Annotated in this window: 13 protein-coding genes and 3 pseudogenes; 8 read left to right on the top strand and 8 right to left on the bottom strand. The window is 56.6% G+C overall.

All coding sequences use genetic code 11. From position 1 onward, the window contains the following. Positions 1–153: 153 nt before the first annotated feature. From xylF to ACZ1HE_RS17880, 5 genes are all read left to right on the top strand, one after another. A complete protein-coding gene (gene xylF, locus ACZ1HE_RS17900) occupies positions 154–1,182 on the top strand; it encodes a D-xylose ABC transporter substrate-binding protein (protein WP_472622966.1) in 1,029 nt (342 codons plus the stop codon). Between the two features lie 158 nt (positions 1,183–1,340). Beyond that, positions 1,341–2,552: a sugar ABC transporter permease gene (locus ACZ1HE_RS17895; RefSeq protein WP_472624539.1), complete on the top strand. Its 1,212-nt coding sequence runs from the start codon at positions 1,341–1,343 to the stop codon at positions 2,550–2,552. Then, positions 2,552–3,331 carry an ATP-binding cassette domain-containing protein gene (locus ACZ1HE_RS17890; protein ID WP_472622964.1) on the top strand — a complete coding sequence of 260 codons (780 nt, stop codon included), beginning with the start codon at positions 2,552–2,554 and terminating at the stop codon, positions 3,329–3,331. Before ACZ1HE_RS17895 ends, ACZ1HE_RS17890 begins: the two co-directional genes overlap by 1 nt. A gap of 10 nt (positions 3,332–3,341) precedes the next feature. After that, positions 3,342–4,256 (top strand): glucokinase, encoded by a 915-nt coding sequence (locus tag ACZ1HE_RS17885; protein WP_472622962.1) that lies wholly within the window; start codon positions 3,342–3,344, stop codon positions 4,254–4,256. A 3-nt stretch (positions 4,257–4,259) separates the two neighbouring features. Further along, positions 4,260–5,258: a Gfo/Idh/MocA family protein gene (locus tag ACZ1HE_RS17880; protein WP_472622960.1), complete on the top strand. Its 999-nt coding sequence runs from the start codon at positions 4,260–4,262 to the stop codon at positions 5,256–5,258. Positions 5,259–5,367: 109 nt separating this feature from the next. Here the strand turns inward: ACZ1HE_RS17880 and ACZ1HE_RS17875 are convergent, their stop codons facing one another. The 7 genes and pseudogenes from ACZ1HE_RS17875 to ACZ1HE_RS17845 form a co-directional block, all read right to left on the bottom strand. Next, entirely contained in the window at positions 5,368–6,789 is a 1,422-nt protein-coding gene (locus ACZ1HE_RS17875) for a gamma-glutamyltransferase family protein (protein ID WP_472622958.1), read from the bottom strand. Further along, on the bottom strand, positions 6,692–7,159 hold the full coding sequence (locus ACZ1HE_RS17870) for a gamma-glutamyltransferase (protein WP_472622956.1): 468 nt from the start codon (positions 7,157–7,159) through the stop codon (positions 6,692–6,694). The genes ACZ1HE_RS17875 and ACZ1HE_RS17870 overlap by 98 nt, the downstream gene beginning before the upstream one ends. A 76-nt stretch (positions 7,160–7,235) precedes the next feature. Further along, on the bottom strand, positions 7,236–8,660 hold the full coding sequence (locus ACZ1HE_RS17865) for a translocation/assembly module TamB domain-containing protein (RefSeq protein ID WP_472622954.1): 1,425 nt from the start codon (positions 8,658–8,660) through the stop codon (positions 7,236–7,238). Continuing rightward, a complete protein-coding gene (locus tag ACZ1HE_RS17860) occupies positions 8,653–10,308 on the bottom strand; it encodes a translocation/assembly module TamB domain-containing protein (RefSeq protein ID WP_472622952.1) in 1,656 nt (551 codons plus the stop codon). Before ACZ1HE_RS17860 ends, ACZ1HE_RS17865 begins: the two co-directional genes overlap by 8 nt. Next, on the bottom strand, positions 10,262–11,332 hold the full coding sequence (locus ACZ1HE_RS17855) for an AsmA family protein (RefSeq protein ID WP_472622950.1): 1,071 nt from the start codon (positions 11,330–11,332) through the stop codon (positions 10,262–10,264). The genes ACZ1HE_RS17860 and ACZ1HE_RS17855 overlap by 47 nt, the downstream gene beginning before the upstream one ends. Beyond that, positions 11,332–12,517 (bottom strand): annotated as a pseudogene (locus tag ACZ1HE_RS17850) (autotransporter assembly complex protein TamA). The gene ACZ1HE_RS17855 and the pseudogene ACZ1HE_RS17850 overlap by 1 nt, the downstream one beginning before the upstream one ends. Positions 12,518–13,313: 796 nt before the next feature. Beyond that, positions 13,314–14,541: pseudogene (locus tag ACZ1HE_RS17845) on the bottom strand (urate hydroxylase PuuD). A gap of 96 nt (positions 14,542–14,637) precedes the next feature. On the opposite strand from ACZ1HE_RS17845, the gene ACZ1HE_RS17840 reads away from it, so the two are divergent. Beyond that, the gene (locus ACZ1HE_RS17840) at positions 14,638–15,561 is read left to right on the top strand and encodes a LysR family transcriptional regulator (protein ID WP_472622948.1); all 924 of its coding nucleotides are present in this window, start codon (positions 14,638–14,640) and stop codon (positions 15,559–15,561) included. A gap of 212 nt (positions 15,562–15,773) precedes the next feature. Here ACZ1HE_RS17840 and uraH read toward each other — a convergent pair whose 3' ends face one another. Next, complete coding sequence (gene uraH, locus ACZ1HE_RS17835; protein WP_472622946.1) at positions 15,774–16,130, bottom strand: hydroxyisourate hydrolase; 357 nt, start codon at positions 16,128–16,130, stop codon at positions 15,774–15,776. A gap of 236 nt (positions 16,131–16,366) precedes the next feature. Between uraH and puuE the strand changes: the two are divergent. Together puuE and ACZ1HE_RS17825 are read left to right on the top strand one after the other, a co-directional pair. After that, positions 16,367–17,781: pseudogene (gene puuE / locus ACZ1HE_RS17830) on the top strand (allantoinase PuuE). Next, positions 17,778–18,269 carry an ureidoglycolate lyase gene (locus ACZ1HE_RS17825; protein ID WP_472622944.1) on the top strand — a complete coding sequence of 164 codons (492 nt, stop codon included), beginning with the start codon at positions 17,778–17,780 and terminating at the stop codon, positions 18,267–18,269. The pseudogene puuE and the gene ACZ1HE_RS17825 overlap by 4 nt, the downstream one beginning before the upstream one ends. Positions 18,270–18,341: the final 72 nt, after the last annotated feature.

The following is an 18,341-nucleotide window of genomic DNA, read 5'->3' as shown; positions in this document are numbered from 1 at the left end:
CGATTTCCTGACTTTGAGCCTGCCAGTTGAACAAGATTTTGCCCAGAGTATTCGAATTAATTTGATTTTCAAATTAAAATGCATCACGATGTTCTGAGAGGCCGTGCTTGACGATCTAAACAGCGCAAGGCCGAATTTGTTTGGGAGGACATCATGAAATTCTTCGCATCTGCGACGGCCGTAATCGTCGGCGCATTTCTCAGTACAGCAGCTTGGGCCGATGAAATCGTCATTGGTGTGAGCTGGTCGAATTTCCAGGAAGAGCGTTGGAAGACAGACGAGGGAGCGATCAAGGCGGAACTGGAAGCCAAAGGCGCAAAATATATTTCGGCAGACGCGCAAAGTTCGTCGGCCAAACAACTTTCTGACGTTGAAAGCCTGATTGCGCAGGGTGCTGATGCACTGATCATCCTTGCTCAGGACGCTCAGGCCATTGGTCCTGCTGTACAGGCCGCCGCTGATGAAGGTATTCCCGTAGTCGGTTACGATCGGCTGATCGAAGACCCTCGCGCGTTTTATCTGACCTTTGACAATGTCGAAGTGGGCCGCATGCAGGCGCGTGCTGTGCTCGAAGCAATGCCCAAGGGCCGCTATGTCATGATCAAAGGCTCGCCCACCGATCCGAACGCGGACTTCCTGCGCGGTGGTCAGCAAGAGGTGCTGCAGGATGCCATCGACAACGGTGACATCACCATCGTCGCCGAAGCCTATACAGATGGCTGGCTGCCTGCCAACGCGCAGCGCAATATGGAACAGATCCTGACTGCGCAGGACAATGGTGTGGATGCGGTTGTGGCCTCGAATGATGGCACCGCTGGCGGTGTTGTGGCTGCTTTGACCGCACAAGGCATGGAAGGTATCCCTGTCTCCGGTCAGGATGGCGACCATGCTGCGCTGAACCGCGTGGCCAAGGGCACACAGACTGTATCCGTCTGGAAAGACGCCCGTGATCTGGGCAAGGCTGCGGCAAGCATCGCTGTTTCGCTGGCGGATGGTGTGAAGATGAATGCCATTGGTGGTGCAGATGACTGGACCTCGCCCGGTGGCACCAAGATGAGCGCCATGTTCCTGAGCCCGCTGCCAGTAACCAAAGAGAACCTGTCTGACGTTGTTGACGCCCAGTGGATCACTCAAGAAGCACTGTGCCAAGGTGTGACCGCTGGTCCAACGCCATGTAACTAAGCCGACGACAATAGAAACAGCCTTGCCCCGGTTTCAAATCCGGGGGAGGCACCAAAATCTGCAGGACATCCAATGACCCATTCTGAGGCGGATCTGTCCCCGGCACCCCCAAGAAAAACATCGTGCAAACGCTCGAGCTGGATTTGCGGCTCTTGGGTATGATTGGCGCATTTGCTGTGCTGTGCATTGGGTTTGACTTGGTCACCGGCGGGCGGTTCCTGACACCGCGAAACATCTTCAACCTAACGATCCAGACCGTATCTGTTGCAATCATGGCAACCGGAATGGTGTTTGTTATCGTCACCCGCCACATCGATCTGAGTGTGGGTGCCCTGCTGGCGACTTGTTCGGCGGTGATGGCTATGACGCAGACGCAGTTGTTGCCCAACGCACTGGGGCTCGGTCTGGGTCACCCGTTGACACCGTGGATAACGATTGGTGTCGGTCTGTTGATCGGCACGCTGATCGGAGCTTTTCAAGGCTGGATGGTGGGCTACCTGACCATTCCTGCGTTCATTGTGACCCTTGGTGGACTTTTGGTCTGGCGCAATGTGGGGTGGTATTTGACCAGTGGCAAAACCATTGGCCCGCTGGACCCGACGTTTCAAAAGTTTGGTGGTATCAATGGAACGCTCGGCGCAACCGGATCCTGGATCCTTGGGCTGCTGGCCGTGGCCGGGGCGCTTTATGGACTGTGGATGAGCCGTCGCAACAAGGTTAAACACGGCTTCACAGTCAAACCGATGTGGGCCGAAGGTGTGCTTGCAGGCATCATCGCAGCTGCCATCCTTGGATTTGTCGCGGTGCTGAATGCTTATGAGGTGCCGACCCGCAAACTACAGCGCATGTTCGAAGCCCGTGGCGAAGTCATGCCCGAAGGGTTCACGCAATCCTATGGCATCCCGATCTCGGTACTGCTGCTGATTTTCATTGCGGTGGCGATGACGATCCTAGCCAAACGCACCCGATTGGGCCGTTACATCTTTGCCACTGGCGGTAACCCGGATGCGGCAGAGCTTTCTGGGATCAATACCCGCTGGCTGACCGTCAAGATTTTTGCCTTGATGGGGGCGCTTTGTGCGATTTCGGCTGTGGTGGCTTCGGCTCGTCTGACCAACCACTCCAATGATATTGGTACGCTGGATGAGCTGCGCGTGATCGCTGCGGCAGTTATCGGCGGCACGGCCTTAGCAGGTGGATTGGGGACGATTCACGGGGCCATCTTGGGCGCTCTGATCATGCAGTCACTACAATCGGGCATGGCCATGGTGGGCGTTGATGCGCCGCTGCAGAACATCGTCGTGGGCGCAGTTCTGGTGCTGGCGGTCCTGATCGACATCATCTATCGCAAAAAGACGGGAGAGAGCTGATGGCCAAATCCGACATCAACCGCGACCAGACCCCGCTGGTCGAAATGCGCGATATCTGTATCTCTTTTGGGGGCGTTCACGCCGTCGATCATGTCAGCGTCGATCTGTATCCGGGTGAGGTTGTGGGCCTTTTGGGCCACAATGGCGCAGGCAAGTCGACCCTGATCAAAATCCTGTCCGGCGCGTACCAAGGCGATAGTGGCGAGATCCTGATCAACGGCCAGAAAGTCGAGATCAACAACCCCCGCGACGCGCGCTCGCACAAGATCGAGACGATCTATCAGACGCTGGCGTTGGCCGACAATCTGGATGCGGCCAGTAACCTGTTCCTGGGACGGGAATTGGTAACTGGGTTTGGCTTGGTCGATGACGATGCGATGGAATCCGAGTGCCGCAAGATCATGGGGCGGCTCAACCCGAACTTCAAAAAGTTCGCAGAGCCCGTTTCGGCCCTGTCGGGTGGGCAACGTCAGTCGGTGGCGATTGCCCGAGCCGTTTATTTCGATGCCCGCATCCTGATCATGGACGAGCCGACGGCCGCACTTGGACCGCATGAAACGCAAATGGTGTCCGAGTTGATTCAGCAGTTAAAGGCTGAAGGCATCGGAATTTTCCTTATCAGCCACGACATCCACGACGTGATGGAACTTTGCGACCGGGCGAGCGTGATGAAAAATGGCAAGCTGGTCGGAACCGTTGATGTGGATGACGTCACTGATGATGACTTGCTGGGTATGATCATCTTGGGCAAACAGCCGGGATCAGGCGAAGCCGCGTAAGGAACGAATGATGACGCTACTTGTCGCGGATATCGGTGGGACCAACTCTCGCATCGGCTTGTTCGAAGGCGGGGCGGTTTCACAGCTCAACCGTTTCGAAAACGATGCACACGCTTCATTCGATGCAATTTTGGACCTGTATGTTGCCGATAAAACCAGTTTGGATCTGGAGGGGTGCTGCATAGCTGTCGCTGGTCCTGTTACGTCCAACCAGGCAAGGTTGACCAATCGCGATTGGCTTTTTGATTGCGACAGGATCAGCGCAGCGTTGCCGGGTAAACCGAAAGTCAAACTGACAAATGACCTAGTGGCACTCGGCTATGCACTGCCTCGACTGACATCGGAGCAACAGAAAACGATTTTGCCCGGAGTATCTGGACCCTTCAACGCGCAGAGTCTGGTTGCTGGTATGGGAACCGGCTTCAACGTGTGCATGCTGCGGGGCGGGGTCGTTTTCGAAGCGGAACTGGGACATGCCAGTCTGCCTGCGAGTGTCGTTTCCTCCTTGCGCGAGGATTTTGGGCGCGAGCCAACTGAATTCTCGTCCAACGAGGCGTTGTTCTCTGGCCGAGGCATGACCCGCTTTCACAAGGCGTTGACCGGTCAGAACATGTCCCCTGCGGAACTGATTTCGGCTTATGACAGCGGCGTGTGCGAAGGCGTTGAGATGTCCGTGGCGGCGTTGGCCCGGGCATTGGGGTTGTTTGCCCGTGAACTTGTATTTCAGTATTTGCCCTTCGGGGGTATCCATTTTGCAGGCAGTGCTGCGCGGGGTTTGTTGAACTCTGGAGCGATTTTGGAGTTCAAGGCGGCATTTCAATCCGAAGGGTACTTCTCGGATCATCTGTCGCAAGTTCCAATCCACGTTATTACCGATGATCTGGCTGCGCTGACCGGAGCCGCACATTTTTATAAGGAAGAATGAGCCATGCAACGTCTGTTTCGTTGGGGAGTTCTGTCTTCTGCCAAAATTGCGCGCGAGCATGTTTTGCCTGCGATCGTGCGCTCCGAGACTTCGATTCTACAGGCTGTTTCAAGCCGTGATTCCGGGTTGGCGCAAATCCTTGCGCAACGGTTTGGAGCACTGCGTTGGTATGATTCCTATGAGGCGGTCCTGAACGATCCAGAAGTCGATGGGGTTTATATTCCGTTGCCTACGTCTCATCACACCGAGTGGGCAATACGGGCGGCCAAAGCGGGCAAGCACGTGCTTTGCGAAAAACCGATGGCGATGAAAGCAGACGATATCGATCGGATAGAAGCGGCATCCCGGGATAACAACGTATTGGTCTCTGAAGCCTTTATGGTCTGGTATCATCCTCAATGGCACAAGGTACGTGACCTTATCTGGGACGGTAAAATTGGAAAGCTGCGGCACGTAACCGGCGGGTTTTCCTTTTACAGTACGGACCCGACCAACACCCGTAATCAGCTTGCCGCGGGCGGCGGGGCGCTGCCTGACATCGGTGTCTACCCAATTGTCACGACCTTGATGACTACAGGGGCAAAGCCGATTGGAGTGCAGGCCCAGGTCGAATATTCACCAGAGTTTGAAACGGACATATACGCTCAGGCTGTTGTGGCGTTCGAGGAGTTCAACCTGAACTTTCACGTGTCCACGCAGATGGCGCTGCATCAATCCATGCGGTTCATGGGTGAGTCAGGTTGGATCGACGTAAGGGCTCCGTTCAATGCAGGTGAATACGGCGCTGCCGAAGTGGTGCTATATGATGAGACAAATTCCAGACAAGAAACGTTTCGATTTACCTCAGCCCGGCAGTACGAGTTGCAGGTCGATGCTTTTGCGAAGGCTTGCCAATCTGACAATAAGAACGTTGTACCGCTTACATTGTCGCGACAGGTACAAGAGATAATTGATCAAATTTATGCCAGCGCCAAGGCGAACAAGCAGCAGCGCACCACTTAATAAAAATTGCGAGAAGGGTAGCGGGATGCTCCCGCCCGCCGTCAGTTTTCCCGGCGGAACATCTCATCCCGTTGGACCATGCATGACGGGCTGCGCCGCAATTTCGATTTCATCTCCCGACCGCGTAAGCTTGCATCAGGCGAGGTGTGGCCGCGGCCCGTAACAAGCCGCTGTTTGATCGGCTGGCGGCGGTCAATCGTCCAACAGTCCAGGGATCTGCCACTTCGATCATGTGTCCTTTGGCGCGCAAGTCAGAAATTACGTTGGAAGAAAATGAGGGTTCCACCATCAAGTGCCCCGGACGCACTTCGCGTGGGTAGAACGAGCTTTGGAAATGGGCGGTGTGGAACAGGGGGGCGTCGATTGCCTCTTGCAGGTTCATGCTCCCATGTACCAACCGCAACAGATAAATCAGTTGCCATTGGTCCTGTTGATCGCCACCCGGGGTACCAAATGCCAGTTCTGTTCCGTCAGGTGCACGTGCCATCGACGGAGACAGTGTCGTACGTGGTCGTCGCCCCGGTGCAATCGAGGTCGGCAAACCATCCTCAAGCCAGAACATCTGCGCCCGTGAATTCAGCGGCATCCCAAGTCCCGGAACCACTGGCGATGACTGCAGCCATCCACCGGACGGCGTTGCCGACACCATATTTCCCCAACGATCGATGACATCCAGATGTACCGTGTCCCCGCGTTTTTCAGTCAGATGGGACATCGTCGGTTCACCCGCACCGATGGCATGACCGGGTTCGTATGACAATCCGGCATGCGAGAGGGCAGCTTCAACCCAGGCAGTATGCCCCGGAAGACGACCTGGACGCTGCTCTGTCGACGCGGATGGCGATAACAATCCTCGGCGTTCAGCGGTGTAGCTTTCGGATAAAAGCTGAGCCATTGGGATCTCCGTGAAATCGGGATCACCAAAGTACGTTTCGCGGTCAGCAAAAGAGAGTTTCATGGTTTCGGTCACCAGATGGACAAACTCAGACCCATTCAGATCCATTCCGGCAAGTGGCGCCTCCTCAAGGATCTTGAGTGATTGAAGCAGGGTCGGACCTTGGGTCCAAGGACCACCTTTCCAAACAGTCCAGCCGTGGTAATTCACTTGCAGCGGCGTCTCATAGCTTGCTTGCCAATCGGCCATATCCTGTCCGGTGAGAACGCCCTTGTTCCGTCTGCCACTGGCATCCATGACGCAGGCATCCTGCAAATATTCGTCAATGGCCTCGGCAATAAACCCTGTCGAAAAGGCACGGCGTGCGGTCTCGATCTGTGCTTCGCGGCCGGATACAACTTCGGCCTCGGAAAGCAGTCGCTCCCAGGTGTCGGACAGCTGCGGGTTGCAGAACAATTCGCCTGCATTTGGAACGGCACCACCGGGGACCCAAGTTTGAAAAGATGTTGGCCATTCCTGCGCAAAAAACTCTGCCAAACTAGCAATCGTGTTCGCTACGCGAGGCAATAGCGGGTGACCTGACCGCGCGTAATGAATGGCTAAGCTCCAAGATGTCGCGTAGGGGGAGGGAGCCATGGTCACGCAGCGTGATCATCCATGCGTCAAAGGCACCCGGAACAACTGTTGCCAGCAATCCAGAACCCGGGATCAATTCCAGCCCCTGATCCTTATAGTGGGCGATCGTCGCACCAGCGGGAGCAACCCCCTGACCGCAGACCATGGTCGGCTCGGCGTGGCCCGTCGGTTTGATTAGCATCGGCATGTCACCCAAAGGGCCGTTCAGGTGAGGTTCAACCACATGCAGGACAAACCCCATCCCCGCCGCCGCATCGAATGCATTCCCGCCGCGTTCCAACAACCGCATACCAACGGCTGACGCGATCCAATGGGTTGAAGTGGCAACGCCAAATGTTCCGGCAATCTCGGGGCGAGTGGTGAATGTCATGAGGCGGCCTCCCAACTGGTCAGGTCGGGATCACTGCATGTCATACAGCTGCCGTCAACCGCGTGTCATTCACGCCTCAGTAATCACGCTCAAAAAAGACGCCGACAGAGGTTTCGCCTTGGTTGTCCACAGTGCCTTTCACTGTAAAGCTTTCAGTGACATCGAGGTTCAGGTTCAATTCGGTCTCGCCTTTGGTGTTGACGGTAAAGTCCGTGTACAGACCATCCGTCAAATAGGTACCCACACCAACTTCGCCTGCACCTCCCTCGTCAGCTCCGATATCAACGGTGTCCACGCCGGTTGCATCACGCACACCCTTGGTAGAGTCGCCGCCAGCGCCGCTAAGTTGGGCCAGAGAGGCAGCCATCTGGGCAATTACGAACGGGGAAAGCTCCGAGAATTGATTGCCAAAGAGAAGCATGGCCAAAGCCTCTTCGCTGGGGCGTTCAGGGTCCGAAGTGACCTTGATCTCGGGGCCGTCAAGAGGGCCAGAGATTTCCAATGTAGCTGTTCCGTCGGACGTTGTGGCAGTCGAGGCAAATTCGAGGTAAGGGGTCAGATTACCTTGTAATGTGACGATGCCCTTGGTGAGCTTCAGACGACGCCCCAGAATATCGAAATTCCCGCGGATCAGTTCTATTTGTCCCGACGGGGCAATTGCGGCAGTAGTTCCGCCAACGTGAATGCGGCCTCCAAGCTCGGCTTGCAGACCACGCCCGCGCGCAAAGACCTTGTTGGGTGCCAGCAGGCTGACATCCAGAGATATGACCGGCCCGGCGCTTTTGCTGTCTGCTTTAACTAATTGGGCTCGTTTGCGAGTTGTGAATTGTGCCCCGGATTCGCCGACGTGTCGAATTTCAGGTATCGGCGCGGCTCCGACAGCACCGGATGCGGCAGACAGATTGATATTGGTTTCGCCAAAAACGATTTGACCTGCGATGGCACTGTTGCCCGCCAAGGGGCCGGACATGACGATCTGCCCGTTGGCCGAGGTTTCAAAGAACACGTTATCCGTAAGCACCAACTCATTCAGATTCAAAGCGATGCGCCCGTTGAAAGGAGGCGCCAGTTCAACGGGTCCGCTAACCTGGAAAGATCCACCAGCGCGCATGCCACCTGTGATGCCTATATTCGCGCTACCGTTTGACAAGGTCACACGCCCACCGATGTCGGTAAGGGTTTGTCCTGCAGTGGGTATGGCAACAGTCGTGCCAGAAGCCGTGATCGTACCGCTGACCGCCTCGACGCTTGGGGTGCCCTTCAGGGCTAGATCATAGGTTGCGCTGCCGTCGATCGAATTAGGGGTGATGAAAAGATTGGCAATACTCAGGCCAATCGTACCCTTGGCCGTGACATCTGCCTCGCCGGATGCCTCGTCAAAGCTGCCCGCGATAGCACTGGTCAATCCGGCCGGACCCTTGGCATCGGCGTCAATCTGCCAGACGCCATTGTTGCGTTTGGCGTTGCCTTTGGCGGTCAGCGCGCCAACCAATTCAGGCACGATCTCTCTCCAGCTGAGCCAGGTTAGCGTCAAAGTTCAGGTCGGCGTTTCCGTCAGTTTCAACCTCGCCATCCAGAGCCACAGTGGATGATTGGGGTCCCTTGACCTCGACCTTGCCTTTAAGGCCGTTTCCGGTTGGTTTCACATCCCCTGCCATTGTCAGAGGTCCGGACAAAGAGGGTATTACCCGCTTAAGTTCATCCAGGGCTGCGTCGAACGTGATCGAGCCGCTAGGTTCTTGCAAGTTGCCGCTGGCGTTTGCGTTGAGCGCGGCGCCATTGAGGTTAAATGTCCTGATGTTTAAACCTTCAGCCGCATTGGCGGCGTCCAGTTTGAGCACCGTGCGCCCTTCAATCAGAGCATCGACTTGCGGAATGCCGCTGGTCACGCCGCTTGCATCCGCGTCCAGCTGGATGTCGAAGTGACGGCTTGCAAGGTCACCGTTACCAGCAACCTTTGCCTGCAACCGTCCGGTCAGGTCTTGGCCCGCGAGGGCGGAAAAGAGGGACAGGTCAGGGGCGTTAACTGTGGCATTCCCATCCACGGCATAGTTGCCCTCGTCAATTCCGGTCAGTTTAGCCACGGCTTTGGCGGTCAGGGCTTTTCCGTCTAACGAGAACTGACGCAAATCGAGGCCCTGATCGTCATGTTTCGCATCAACCAAAATGGTCGTGCGGCCCGTGATCAGCGGATCAATTTCGGGCATCCCGCTTTTCAGATCCTGCGCTGAGGCATCCAGTTTCACATCAAAATGTTGGTTTTTCATGTCGCCTTTGCCGACAACATTGGCCTGCATCGAGCCCGCCAATTGCCGTCCCGCAAGACCTGAAAACACCGACAGATCGCTGGCAGAAAACGTGGCATTGCCATCTACGGCAAAGGTTCCTTGTGATCCGGTCAGTGTCGCGGCGGCCTCGGCATTCAAGGTTTGACCGTTCACGGTCACTTTGCGCACTTCCAGTCCCTTTTGGTCGCGAACTGCGTCCAGGAAAATGTTTGTGCGCCCGGCGATGATAGGGTCGATCTCGGACATGCCGGTGCTGAGGCCATCGCCAACTACGTCAAGCTTGAAATCGAAACTGCCGCCCAAAGGCGCGCCCGTCCCGGTCAAATCAGCCTTGACCGTCCCGGTTAAGTCCTGTTGGGCGAGGCCCGAGAAACGAGAGAGATCCGATGCCTCAACACTGACGGTTCCGTCAACTTCAAAGCCACTTTGCAAGCCGCTGATTTCGGCGTTGGCCTTGGCGGAATAGTCGGATCCTTTGATGACAACATCAGTCAGATTCAGGTTCCCTGCGTCGATCAGGTCAAACAGTCCGTCCAGCGTTATCCTGCTTCCCACTGCTTCGTTCAGGGCCGGGTCTGAAAATGCCAGCCCGTCCAGCAACGCCTGAACGTCCCCTTCAAGCGACAGCGTTTCCCCCTGATCGAGGGTGCCCTGACCGGTGAGATCTGCCGTATCGACGCGGATATCGGCTGTTTCTAGTTCGTCTATGGTCAGGCTCAGGTCCCAGTGGTTGCCCAATGCCTTGTCCAACAGCACCGAAAACTGCGCAGCTTCCAACGTGATGCGCGGGTCAGCGACAGGCAGCACAACCCTGTCACCATTGGGTGGCGAAACACGGCCTTGCAGCGCAACTTTGGTCAACGCCCCCCGAAGCCATATCCAGTTCGCCTTTGAGGTTCAGAGCGTCCGAGGTAACTTCGAGCTGAGAAATGGCGAGATGCCCGTCGGGATCACTGATGCCGTCAACTTTCAGACGGGTATCCAGCCCAAAGAACGCATCAAATTCCTCTTCCAGGAATGGCGTGATGTCACCGCCCAGATCGGCCGTGAAAGCAATGCTGTTTTGAGTTTCGTCACTTTGAAAGGGAACGCCGCGCAGTCGAACTTGACCGGCAACACGTTCGGTATCTTCACTCGCCAGCGAAATGTCGGCGGTGAAATCGGTCAACGGACCTTCGCCTTGGGCGGTCAGCAACAATGGCGGCTGCCCGGGCATTTGCAAAGCTGTGGAAATCAACCCGCCTGCGTCTTCGATGACCTGCAGATCCAAAGAGATTTGACTGGTCTCGTTTTGGAATCCGGCCTCGAGTTTGATGGCGTCACCCGGTCGGTCCAAACGTGTGATGGCCAAGTCGGAGGCCAATGTGCCGTCGGCGAGAGACAAGGCACCCTGAACCTTGAGTTCGGCGGCCAACCCGATCAGTGGCTCCCCCAGACCCAAGGTATCGATCCGGATTTCGCCGACCTCGATTGAGACAGGCAATTCGGGGAGTTGAAAGGGTTGCGTGCCAGCATCCGGAAGCGGCTCAGCCTGCGTCGTTGGCTCAGGCGCGCGATCAATAAGGATTTCGCGGGCCGTCAACTCGTTTACAGAAAACCGTCCACGGATCAAGGCAAGACGGTTCCAGTCCAACACTGCGTCATTGATCGTTAACCAGGGGCCTGTGTCATCCGAAACGATGATCTGCTCAATGGTGGCCTTGGCGCTCAGCGCGCCTTCGATACCTCGGACCTTTATTTGGCGGCCTTCGCCGGACAGGGTGTCTTCAAGAAAATCGACCAGGATGCCGCCTTCTTCGTCGTCCTCTTGCGTCCAAGCGGGACCAGAGCAGGTCAGAGCAATACATGTCGTGGCGGCAATAAGTCCTGTAGAAAAACGCGTCATCAGAATGCCTGCCCGATACCGATGTAAAACTGTAGCCCATCACCCGTTGGACCTTCGACTGGAAGAGCGAGGTCGACACGAAGAGGGCCAAATCCACCCAGATCATATCGTACGCCCAATCCAGCACCAGCGTGGCGTGCTGACGAAGATGTTACAAAAGACGAGGCATCAATTAGACCAATGTCATAAAAGCCGACCAAGGATAGAACTCTCGGTGACCCGTCCACGGATTTCTGCCGAAAAGCCAAGGAACGACCGACCACCAGCAATACCAGTACCAACCGGAATACCCAAAGATTCATAGGGTTGACCACGAACTGTACCTGCACCACCCGAGAAGAAAAGCAATTCTGGCGACGTTCCAGCCTGTGATGATCCGACGACCGAGCCAAGTTGCAAACGGCCTGCCAGAACGATGCCGCCGTCCGAGGTTACGTCCCAATATCCACGGCTATCGATAAACAAACGTGCGCCAGTTTCAGTTCCGCTCAAGCCGACATAGGGGGTAAGTCGCGTATCCAGGTAGAATCCTTTTGTCGCGCTGACCTTGTTATCACGCTTGTCCCACTCCGAGCGTATCGGCACGATAAGGTAGCGGAACCTGCGATCGTTGCCAAAAGCATCGTCGGAGGAGGCATAGTTGAAGCCAAGCCAGGCCTCGGCATAAAGCTCGTCTGAGAAAGTGCGCCTTGCACCCACACCCAATTGAGCACTGGTGACATTGTAGTGGGTCCGGTTCCGGCGCTCCAGATTGCCGATGTAGAATACGCTATCGTCAGGGCCCAGCTTGTCCGGCTGGTCCAAGCGAAAGCCGATACGCCCGTCTATGTCCTCGGTGCCACCTATGTTTCGAATGTTGGCTTCGAACCGGAACCGGTTGGCGTTGTTGAACACGTTTCGGTGCATCCAGGTGCCGGTCAGATCAAGCCCGTTGCTGGAGGACACTTCGACACCGAACGTCAGGCGACGTTTGGGCAAATCCTCGAATGTCGCGTCAAAATCCAATGTGCCATCAGGATTCGGCTGTTCCCGTTCCCTTATCGTCACGGAATTGAACGTTCCAGTCCGACGCAGTCGTGTTCCAACTTTCTGCACGTTAGCGGGGCTGTAGACTTCGCCGCTGGGAAATCCGGCGATCCGTCGAATGGCTTCGGTGCGCACGTCCGTTGGGCCGGAAACGCTCATCTTGCCAAATCGCAATTTAGGTCCGGGCAACAATTCAATGTCGGAATCGAGCTGCGCATCGCGGTGACGAGCAGTAATTCTCTGATCACCTACCTTGGCCTTGGCGTGCCCCGCATCACGCCAGCCCACGATACCTGCAGAGGCAGCATCACGGATCGCACCGGTTGTCGCAGTCTGTCCGGGGGCATAGCCGTCGGGCAACTCTGTTTCCGCTGTTGTCGGTGAAATAGCCGCCTTGCCGAATTTGAACTTCTGTCCAGCCTGAACTGTGATCTGAACGTTGTTGATCTGACTGGGAATGCGAAGGGGATCGATGTTACCCGCTTCGCGCCCATCCAGCTTGATGCTGACAACCGGGCTGAAATAACCCTCGTCATAGAGAACCTGCACCAGGGTTCTATAATCCGACAATGCGGCAGACAGAATCTCTAGAGGTTCGGTAAGCCCGTGTTTTTCAGCCGACAGGGCGAGCGAACTCATTGTCAGCCGTTCTTGCAAATCTTCGGACGTTCCAGGCGCGGAAAGCGACGTTCCCAAGGCTAACGAAGCCGTAGGCAGGCTTAGCGCCCAAGCAAGTGTCACTCCGCGCAACGCGGCGCCAAAACGGCCCGTTGTTTTCATCCCCATGGCTCCAGACTGCCCGAACTCGCACCGGCAAACCGTAGCTCGATGCGATTTGCCTTCAAAGAACCGAATAACACACAAGATGCTGGGTTTGGAGGGGGTTTTTAGTCTTTGTAGCCTCTATAGGTTGTGGTTTTGTGTAATAGCCACCTATGTCGGCAGAAACAGAAAATTAGTTGACGCTACGGAACCATTCGACAATCGTACGGCGGTCGTCGTCTTCCATGAATGTGATGTTGGCTAAGCGGCATTGCATGCGTGATCCCGGCCTGAAGGTATATCGCCTGAGCGTTGCGGGCGATATCCGCCTGAGTTTCCAGCAAAACTCCCTTCGGTGCCCACAAAATACCCTCCCAAACAGGTTCGCGTGCGTGACACATGGAACACCGGCCCAGAACAATATCATGGGCATCCTCAAACCCATCGGCGGAAACGAATTTTTCTTCGTGCCGGGTCAGGGGTTTGGCTTCGGCCTCTTCCACAGGTTCGTGCATCGGCGCCGTGGACAGCCAGATGATGGCGAGAAACAGCAGCGCCGTGACCATCCAGGTCCATGTCGGATTACCGGTTCGGGCGTGGTGCGAGTTGAAATAGTGACGAATCGTAACTCCCATCAGGAACACCAAGCTTGCGATGATCCAATTGTATTCGGTCGCGAAGGCCAGCGGGTAGTGGTTGCTGAGCATCAGGAACACGACGGGCAGCGTCAGATAGTTGTTGTGGGTCGAACGCAGCTTGGCAATCTTGCCGTATTTCGGGTCTGGCGTACGGCCATTTTTCAAGTCGTCCACCACGATGCGCTGGTTCGGCATGATGATGAAGAACACGTTGGCGGTCATTATGGTCGCCGTGAAGGCTCCCAGGTGCAGCATCATCGCGCGGCCGGTGAAGATCTGGTTATATCCCCAACCCATGACCACCAGTAGTCCGAACAGCAGTACCATAAGCAGGGTGGGGCGTTCGCCTAGGCCAGATTTGCAAAGGAAATCATAGATCAACCACCCGATGGTCAACGAGGCCGCCGAGATCGCGATGCCTTGCCACAGGGCCAAATCAGCCTTGTTGGTGTCGATCAGATACAGCTCACCGCCAACCCAATAGACGATCATCAACAGCGCTGCGCCGCTGAGCCAAGTCGTATAGCTTTCCCATTTAAACCACGTCAGGTGGTCGGGCATCTCGGCCGGTGCTACGAGGTATTTGCGGATGTGGTAAAAACCACCGCCATGCACCTGCCATTCTTCGCCGTGGGCTCCGGGTGGCAAGTCAGGTGCCTTGCGAAGGCCCAGATCAAGCGCGATGAAGTAAAACGACGATCCAATCCAGGCCATTGCGGTGATTACGTGCAGCCATCGCACGGCAAAGGCGGCCCAATCCCAGAAGGCGGCAAAATCATACATGAAGGGTCACTCCGGTCTTTTTCAAGCAGACTAGGCAAAGCGGCGTTTGTTCGGTATTCCCATATAGTATCAAGCTGTATCAAAAAATCTGAGAAAATGTCCTATCTCGACAACATTCGCACGTTCGTCCGGGTCTATGAACTGGGCAGCATGTCTGCCGCAGGGCGCGACCTGCGCATTTCGCCTGCGGTGACATCCGCGCGCATCTCGCAATTGGAAGATCATCTGAATGTCCGGCTGTTCCAGCGCACCACCCGCAATTTGACCCCGACAGAACATGGCAAGGCATTCTATTCGGGGGCTGTGACGGTGCTTGACAGCGTCGAAGCCGCAGAGGCGACAGTGATGAACCTGACCGACAATCCGCGCGGTTCGCTGTTTGTGGCCGCGCCTTTGGGAGTGGGACGAAGGCTGTTGGCGCCCGAAGTTCCCGAGTTTCTGCAAGGATATCCTGAGATCGATGTGCGCTTGCGCTTGACCGACCGAACGGTGGACTTGACGACCGAAGGGCTGGATCTGGCCTTCTTCCTGGGCCAACCTGAGGACAGCAACCTGCGCATCCGCAAGATTGCTGATTGCCAAAGGGTTCTGGTTGCTTCGCCTGATTATGTAAAGCGGCGTGGTCATCCGACGTCGGGCGAGGACCTGTTGTCGGACGGGCATGAGTGTCTGAACCTTCGGTTTCCGGGGGCCACTGAATTCCAGTGGCTGCTGGAAACGTCCGAGGGACCCAAGCGGTTTGCGGTGTCGGGGCGATACGAATGTGATGACGGAGACGTGTTGACCGATTGGGCTTTGGCGAGCGAGGGGATTGCGATGAAGCCGGTGTTCGAAGTGGCCGATCACCTCGTGTCGGGCCGTCTGATCCGCGTTGGAGAGGACACGCCGCCTACTCCGGTGCAGATGGCCTGCCTTTACACGCACCGCCGCCACCAAGACCCCAAGACGCGCCTGTTCATGGACTTCATGACCGAACGTGTTGGCAAAGCCGTGCGATCCGCAGAGGCCAAAGTGGGTTAAGCGATCGCGGGCACTCCCGCCCTCGCATCATGCCCTGACGGGCCCTTGCTCCGTTGGGCCGGGCGCCTCGCCTGCGGCTCGGCGCGGTCACGGTGGGGGCATCGTTTTAATCACAGTCACCACCCACCGAGCGCAGCGAGGCCCGGCCCGACGGGAGGAGGTTTTTCGCCAGAAAAATTGACGACGGGCGGGAGCGCACCCTGCTTTGGGCATCAGCTGCCGCGGTAGGTCGAGAACCCGAACGGCGAAAGCAACAGAGGCACGTGATAGTGCGCATCTTCGTCTGACATGCCAAAGCGGATCGGAACTTGGTCCAAGAACAAGGGTTCTTCTGTCGCTTGGCCGCTGGCGCGCAGGTAGTCGCCTGCATGAAAGATCAGTTCATAAACCCCGGTCTCAAACGTCTCTGAGGGAAGGATCGGGCTGTCTGTGCGGCCGTCATCGTTGGTTACCATCTCGACAAGTTCTTTCCGTGTGTCCCCGTCTATACGGAATAGGGTAATCTTCAATCCGGCCGCGGGGCAGCCCTTGGCCGTGTCCAGGACATGTGTTGTCAGATAGCCGCTCATAGCTTTGTCTCCATTCATTTGCCATTGGGTGTGCCGCAGTCGGTCCGGCATTGCAAACGTCGCCCGCGTGACAGTGTTTTCCGTTCTTTTTGAAGGTTAACCGGGAAAACCATTCCGCGGACTGTTCTGTGTGCGGTGAAAATACTGAAACACTATCAATCAGCATTTGATAAACGATGTGGCAATTCTGCGCTATTCAAGGATTAGCGCTACAGAAACAACACCGGAATTCCCAAATGCCTGCCCCACGCTATCCCCGCAACATGATCGGCTATGGCGCAACGCCCCCTAAAGCTCAGTGGCCGGGCGGGGCTAAGATCGCCGTTCAAATCGTTCTGAACTATGAAGAGGGCGGCGAGAACTGCCTCCTGCATGGGGACGAAGCATCTGAAGCGTTCCTGTCCGAGATCGTAGGCGCTAGCCAATGGCCAGGGCAGCGGCATTGGAACATGGAATCCATCTATGAATACGGCGCGCGGGCCGGGTTCTGGCGTCTGCACCGGCTGATGAAGGACCTGCCTGTCACTGTTTACGGCGTGGCGTCAGCTTTGGCGCGTTCACCTGACCAGGTTGCAGCGATGACGTCGGCGGGTTGGGAAATCGCCAGCCATGGCATGAAATGGGTCGAGCACAAGGATATGCCCGAGGAGGACGAGCGGGCGCAGATCGCCGAAGCCGTCCGCCTGCACACCGAAGTGGTGGGGGAGCCGCCACGCGGCTGGTACACAGGGCGCTGCTCGATGAACACGGTGCGCTTGGCGGCGGAAGCGGGGGTGGATTACATCTCGGACACCTATGACGATGATCTGCCATATTGGACCGAGATCGACGGGCGCGATCAGTTGATCATTCCTTATACGCTTGATTGCAACGATATGCGCTTTGCCACGCCGCAAGGGTTCAACTCTGGCGATCAGTTCTTTGCCTATCTCAAGGACAGCTTTGATGCACTCTATGCCGAGGGCGAAGAGGGGGCACCAAAGATGATGTCGATCGGCCTGCATTGCCGTTTGATCGGACGCCCCGGTCGGGTCATGGCGCTGAAACGGTTCCTGGACTACGCGCAGGGGCATCAGGACGTGTGGTTCGCCACTCGCCTGCAGATTGCTCAGCATTGGGTCGCAACACACCCGCCGGTGAAACACCCGCGCCCGTCGCAGATGAAGCGTGCGGAGTTTGTCGAAACCTACGGCGGCATTTTTGAACATTCGGCCTGGATCGCTGAGCGGGCCCATGACCTGGAACTGGGACCGGCACATGACACGGCAGGGGGTTGCACAACGCGCTTGCGCGGATGTTCCGGTCTGCCAGTGACGAGGAGCGCCTTGGTGTTCTGACGGCACACCCGGATCTGGCGGGGAAATTGGCTCAGGCCAAACGACTGACGGCCGAAAGCACTTCCGAGCAGGCTTCGGCGGGCCTCGATGCGCTGACGGATGAGGAACGCGCTTCATTCACAGAGCTTAATCAAGCTTACGTGGATAAGTTCGGTTTTCCCTTCATCATCGCGGTGCGTGACCACGATAAGGCGTCGATCATGGAGGCATTTCATCGCCGGATCGACCATGATCGCGACACGGAATTTGCCGCGGCCTGCCGACAGGTCGAACGCATTGCTGAATTCCGCCTGCGGGACCTCCTGCCGTCATGAGCCAGCAGATTGTCATTCAGCCTATCTCGTCCCTGACCTTTGCGCCTTTTGGCGAGGTGATCGAGGTTGCAGGAGAGCCCGACAAGATCATCAACCAAGGGCAATGCGGGCGGTATCACGACCGGGCATCTTTGGATTTCGCCCAAGGCCGGGCTGGGGTAAGCCTGTTCAACGCCAACCCGCGATCCTTGCCTTACACGCTCGATCTGGTCGAACGGCACCCTGAGGGCAGCCAGCTGTTCATTCCGATGAGCGAGCATTCGTTTCTGGTTATTGTTGCGCCTGATGAAGACGGCAAACCGGGACGACCGCTGGCATTTGAAACAAAGCCGGGGCAGGCAATCAATTTTCACCGGGGCACGTGGCACGGGGTTCTAACCCCGCTGCATGCACCGGGACTGTTTGCGGTCGTGGACCGCATCGGGGAGGGGACCAATCTGGAGGAACATTGGTTCGACACCCCATTCGTGGTGGTACGACCCGAATAAGGGCGGCCATCAAATCAGAAGCCGCCATACAAAGAAGCGGCAAGACCCCCATGAGACCCACAAGGGAGGACA

It is taken from the genome of Falsiruegeria sp. JB4-1 (assembly GCF_055693495.1).
This window is presented reverse-complemented; position numbering and strand designations above follow the sequence as displayed.

Coding starts and splice junctions, on each gene's coding strand:
- ACZ1HE_RS17870 (WP_472622956.1), bottom strand. CDS start 7,159: ATGACATTCACCACTCGCCCCGAGATTGCCGGAACATTTGGCGTTGCC.
- ACZ1HE_RS17890 (WP_472622964.1), top strand. CDS start 2,552: ATGGCCAAATCCGACATCAACCGCGACCAGACCCCGCTGGTCGAAATG.
- ACZ1HE_RS17880 (WP_472622960.1), top strand. CDS start 4,260: ATGCAACGTCTGTTTCGTTGGGGAGTTCTGTCTTCTGCCAAAATTGCG.
- ACZ1HE_RS17840 (WP_472622948.1), top strand. CDS start 14,638: ATGTCCTATCTCGACAACATTCGCACGTTCGTCCGGGTCTATGAACTG.
- ACZ1HE_RS17825 (WP_472622944.1), top strand. CDS start 17,778: ATGAGCCAGCAGATTGTCATTCAGCCTATCTCGTCCCTGACCTTTGCG.
- ACZ1HE_RS17855 (WP_472622950.1), bottom strand. CDS start 11,332: ATGACGCGTTTTTCTACAGGACTTATTGCCGCCACGACATGTATTGCT.
- xylF (WP_472622966.1), top strand. CDS start 154: ATGAAATTCTTCGCATCTGCGACGGCCGTAATCGTCGGCGCATTTCTC.
- ACZ1HE_RS17885 (WP_472622962.1), top strand. CDS start 3,342: ATGACGCTACTTGTCGCGGATATCGGTGGGACCAACTCTCGCATCGGC.
- uraH (WP_472622946.1), bottom strand. CDS start 16,130: ATGAGCGGCTATCTGACAACACATGTCCTGGACACGGCCAAGGGCTGC.
- ACZ1HE_RS17895 (WP_472624539.1), top strand. CDS start 1,341: ATGATTGGCGCATTTGCTGTGCTGTGCATTGGGTTTGACTTGGTCACC.
- ACZ1HE_RS17875 (WP_472622958.1), bottom strand. CDS start 6,789: ATGGCTCCCTCCCCCTACGCGACATCTTGGAGCTTAGCCATTCATTAC.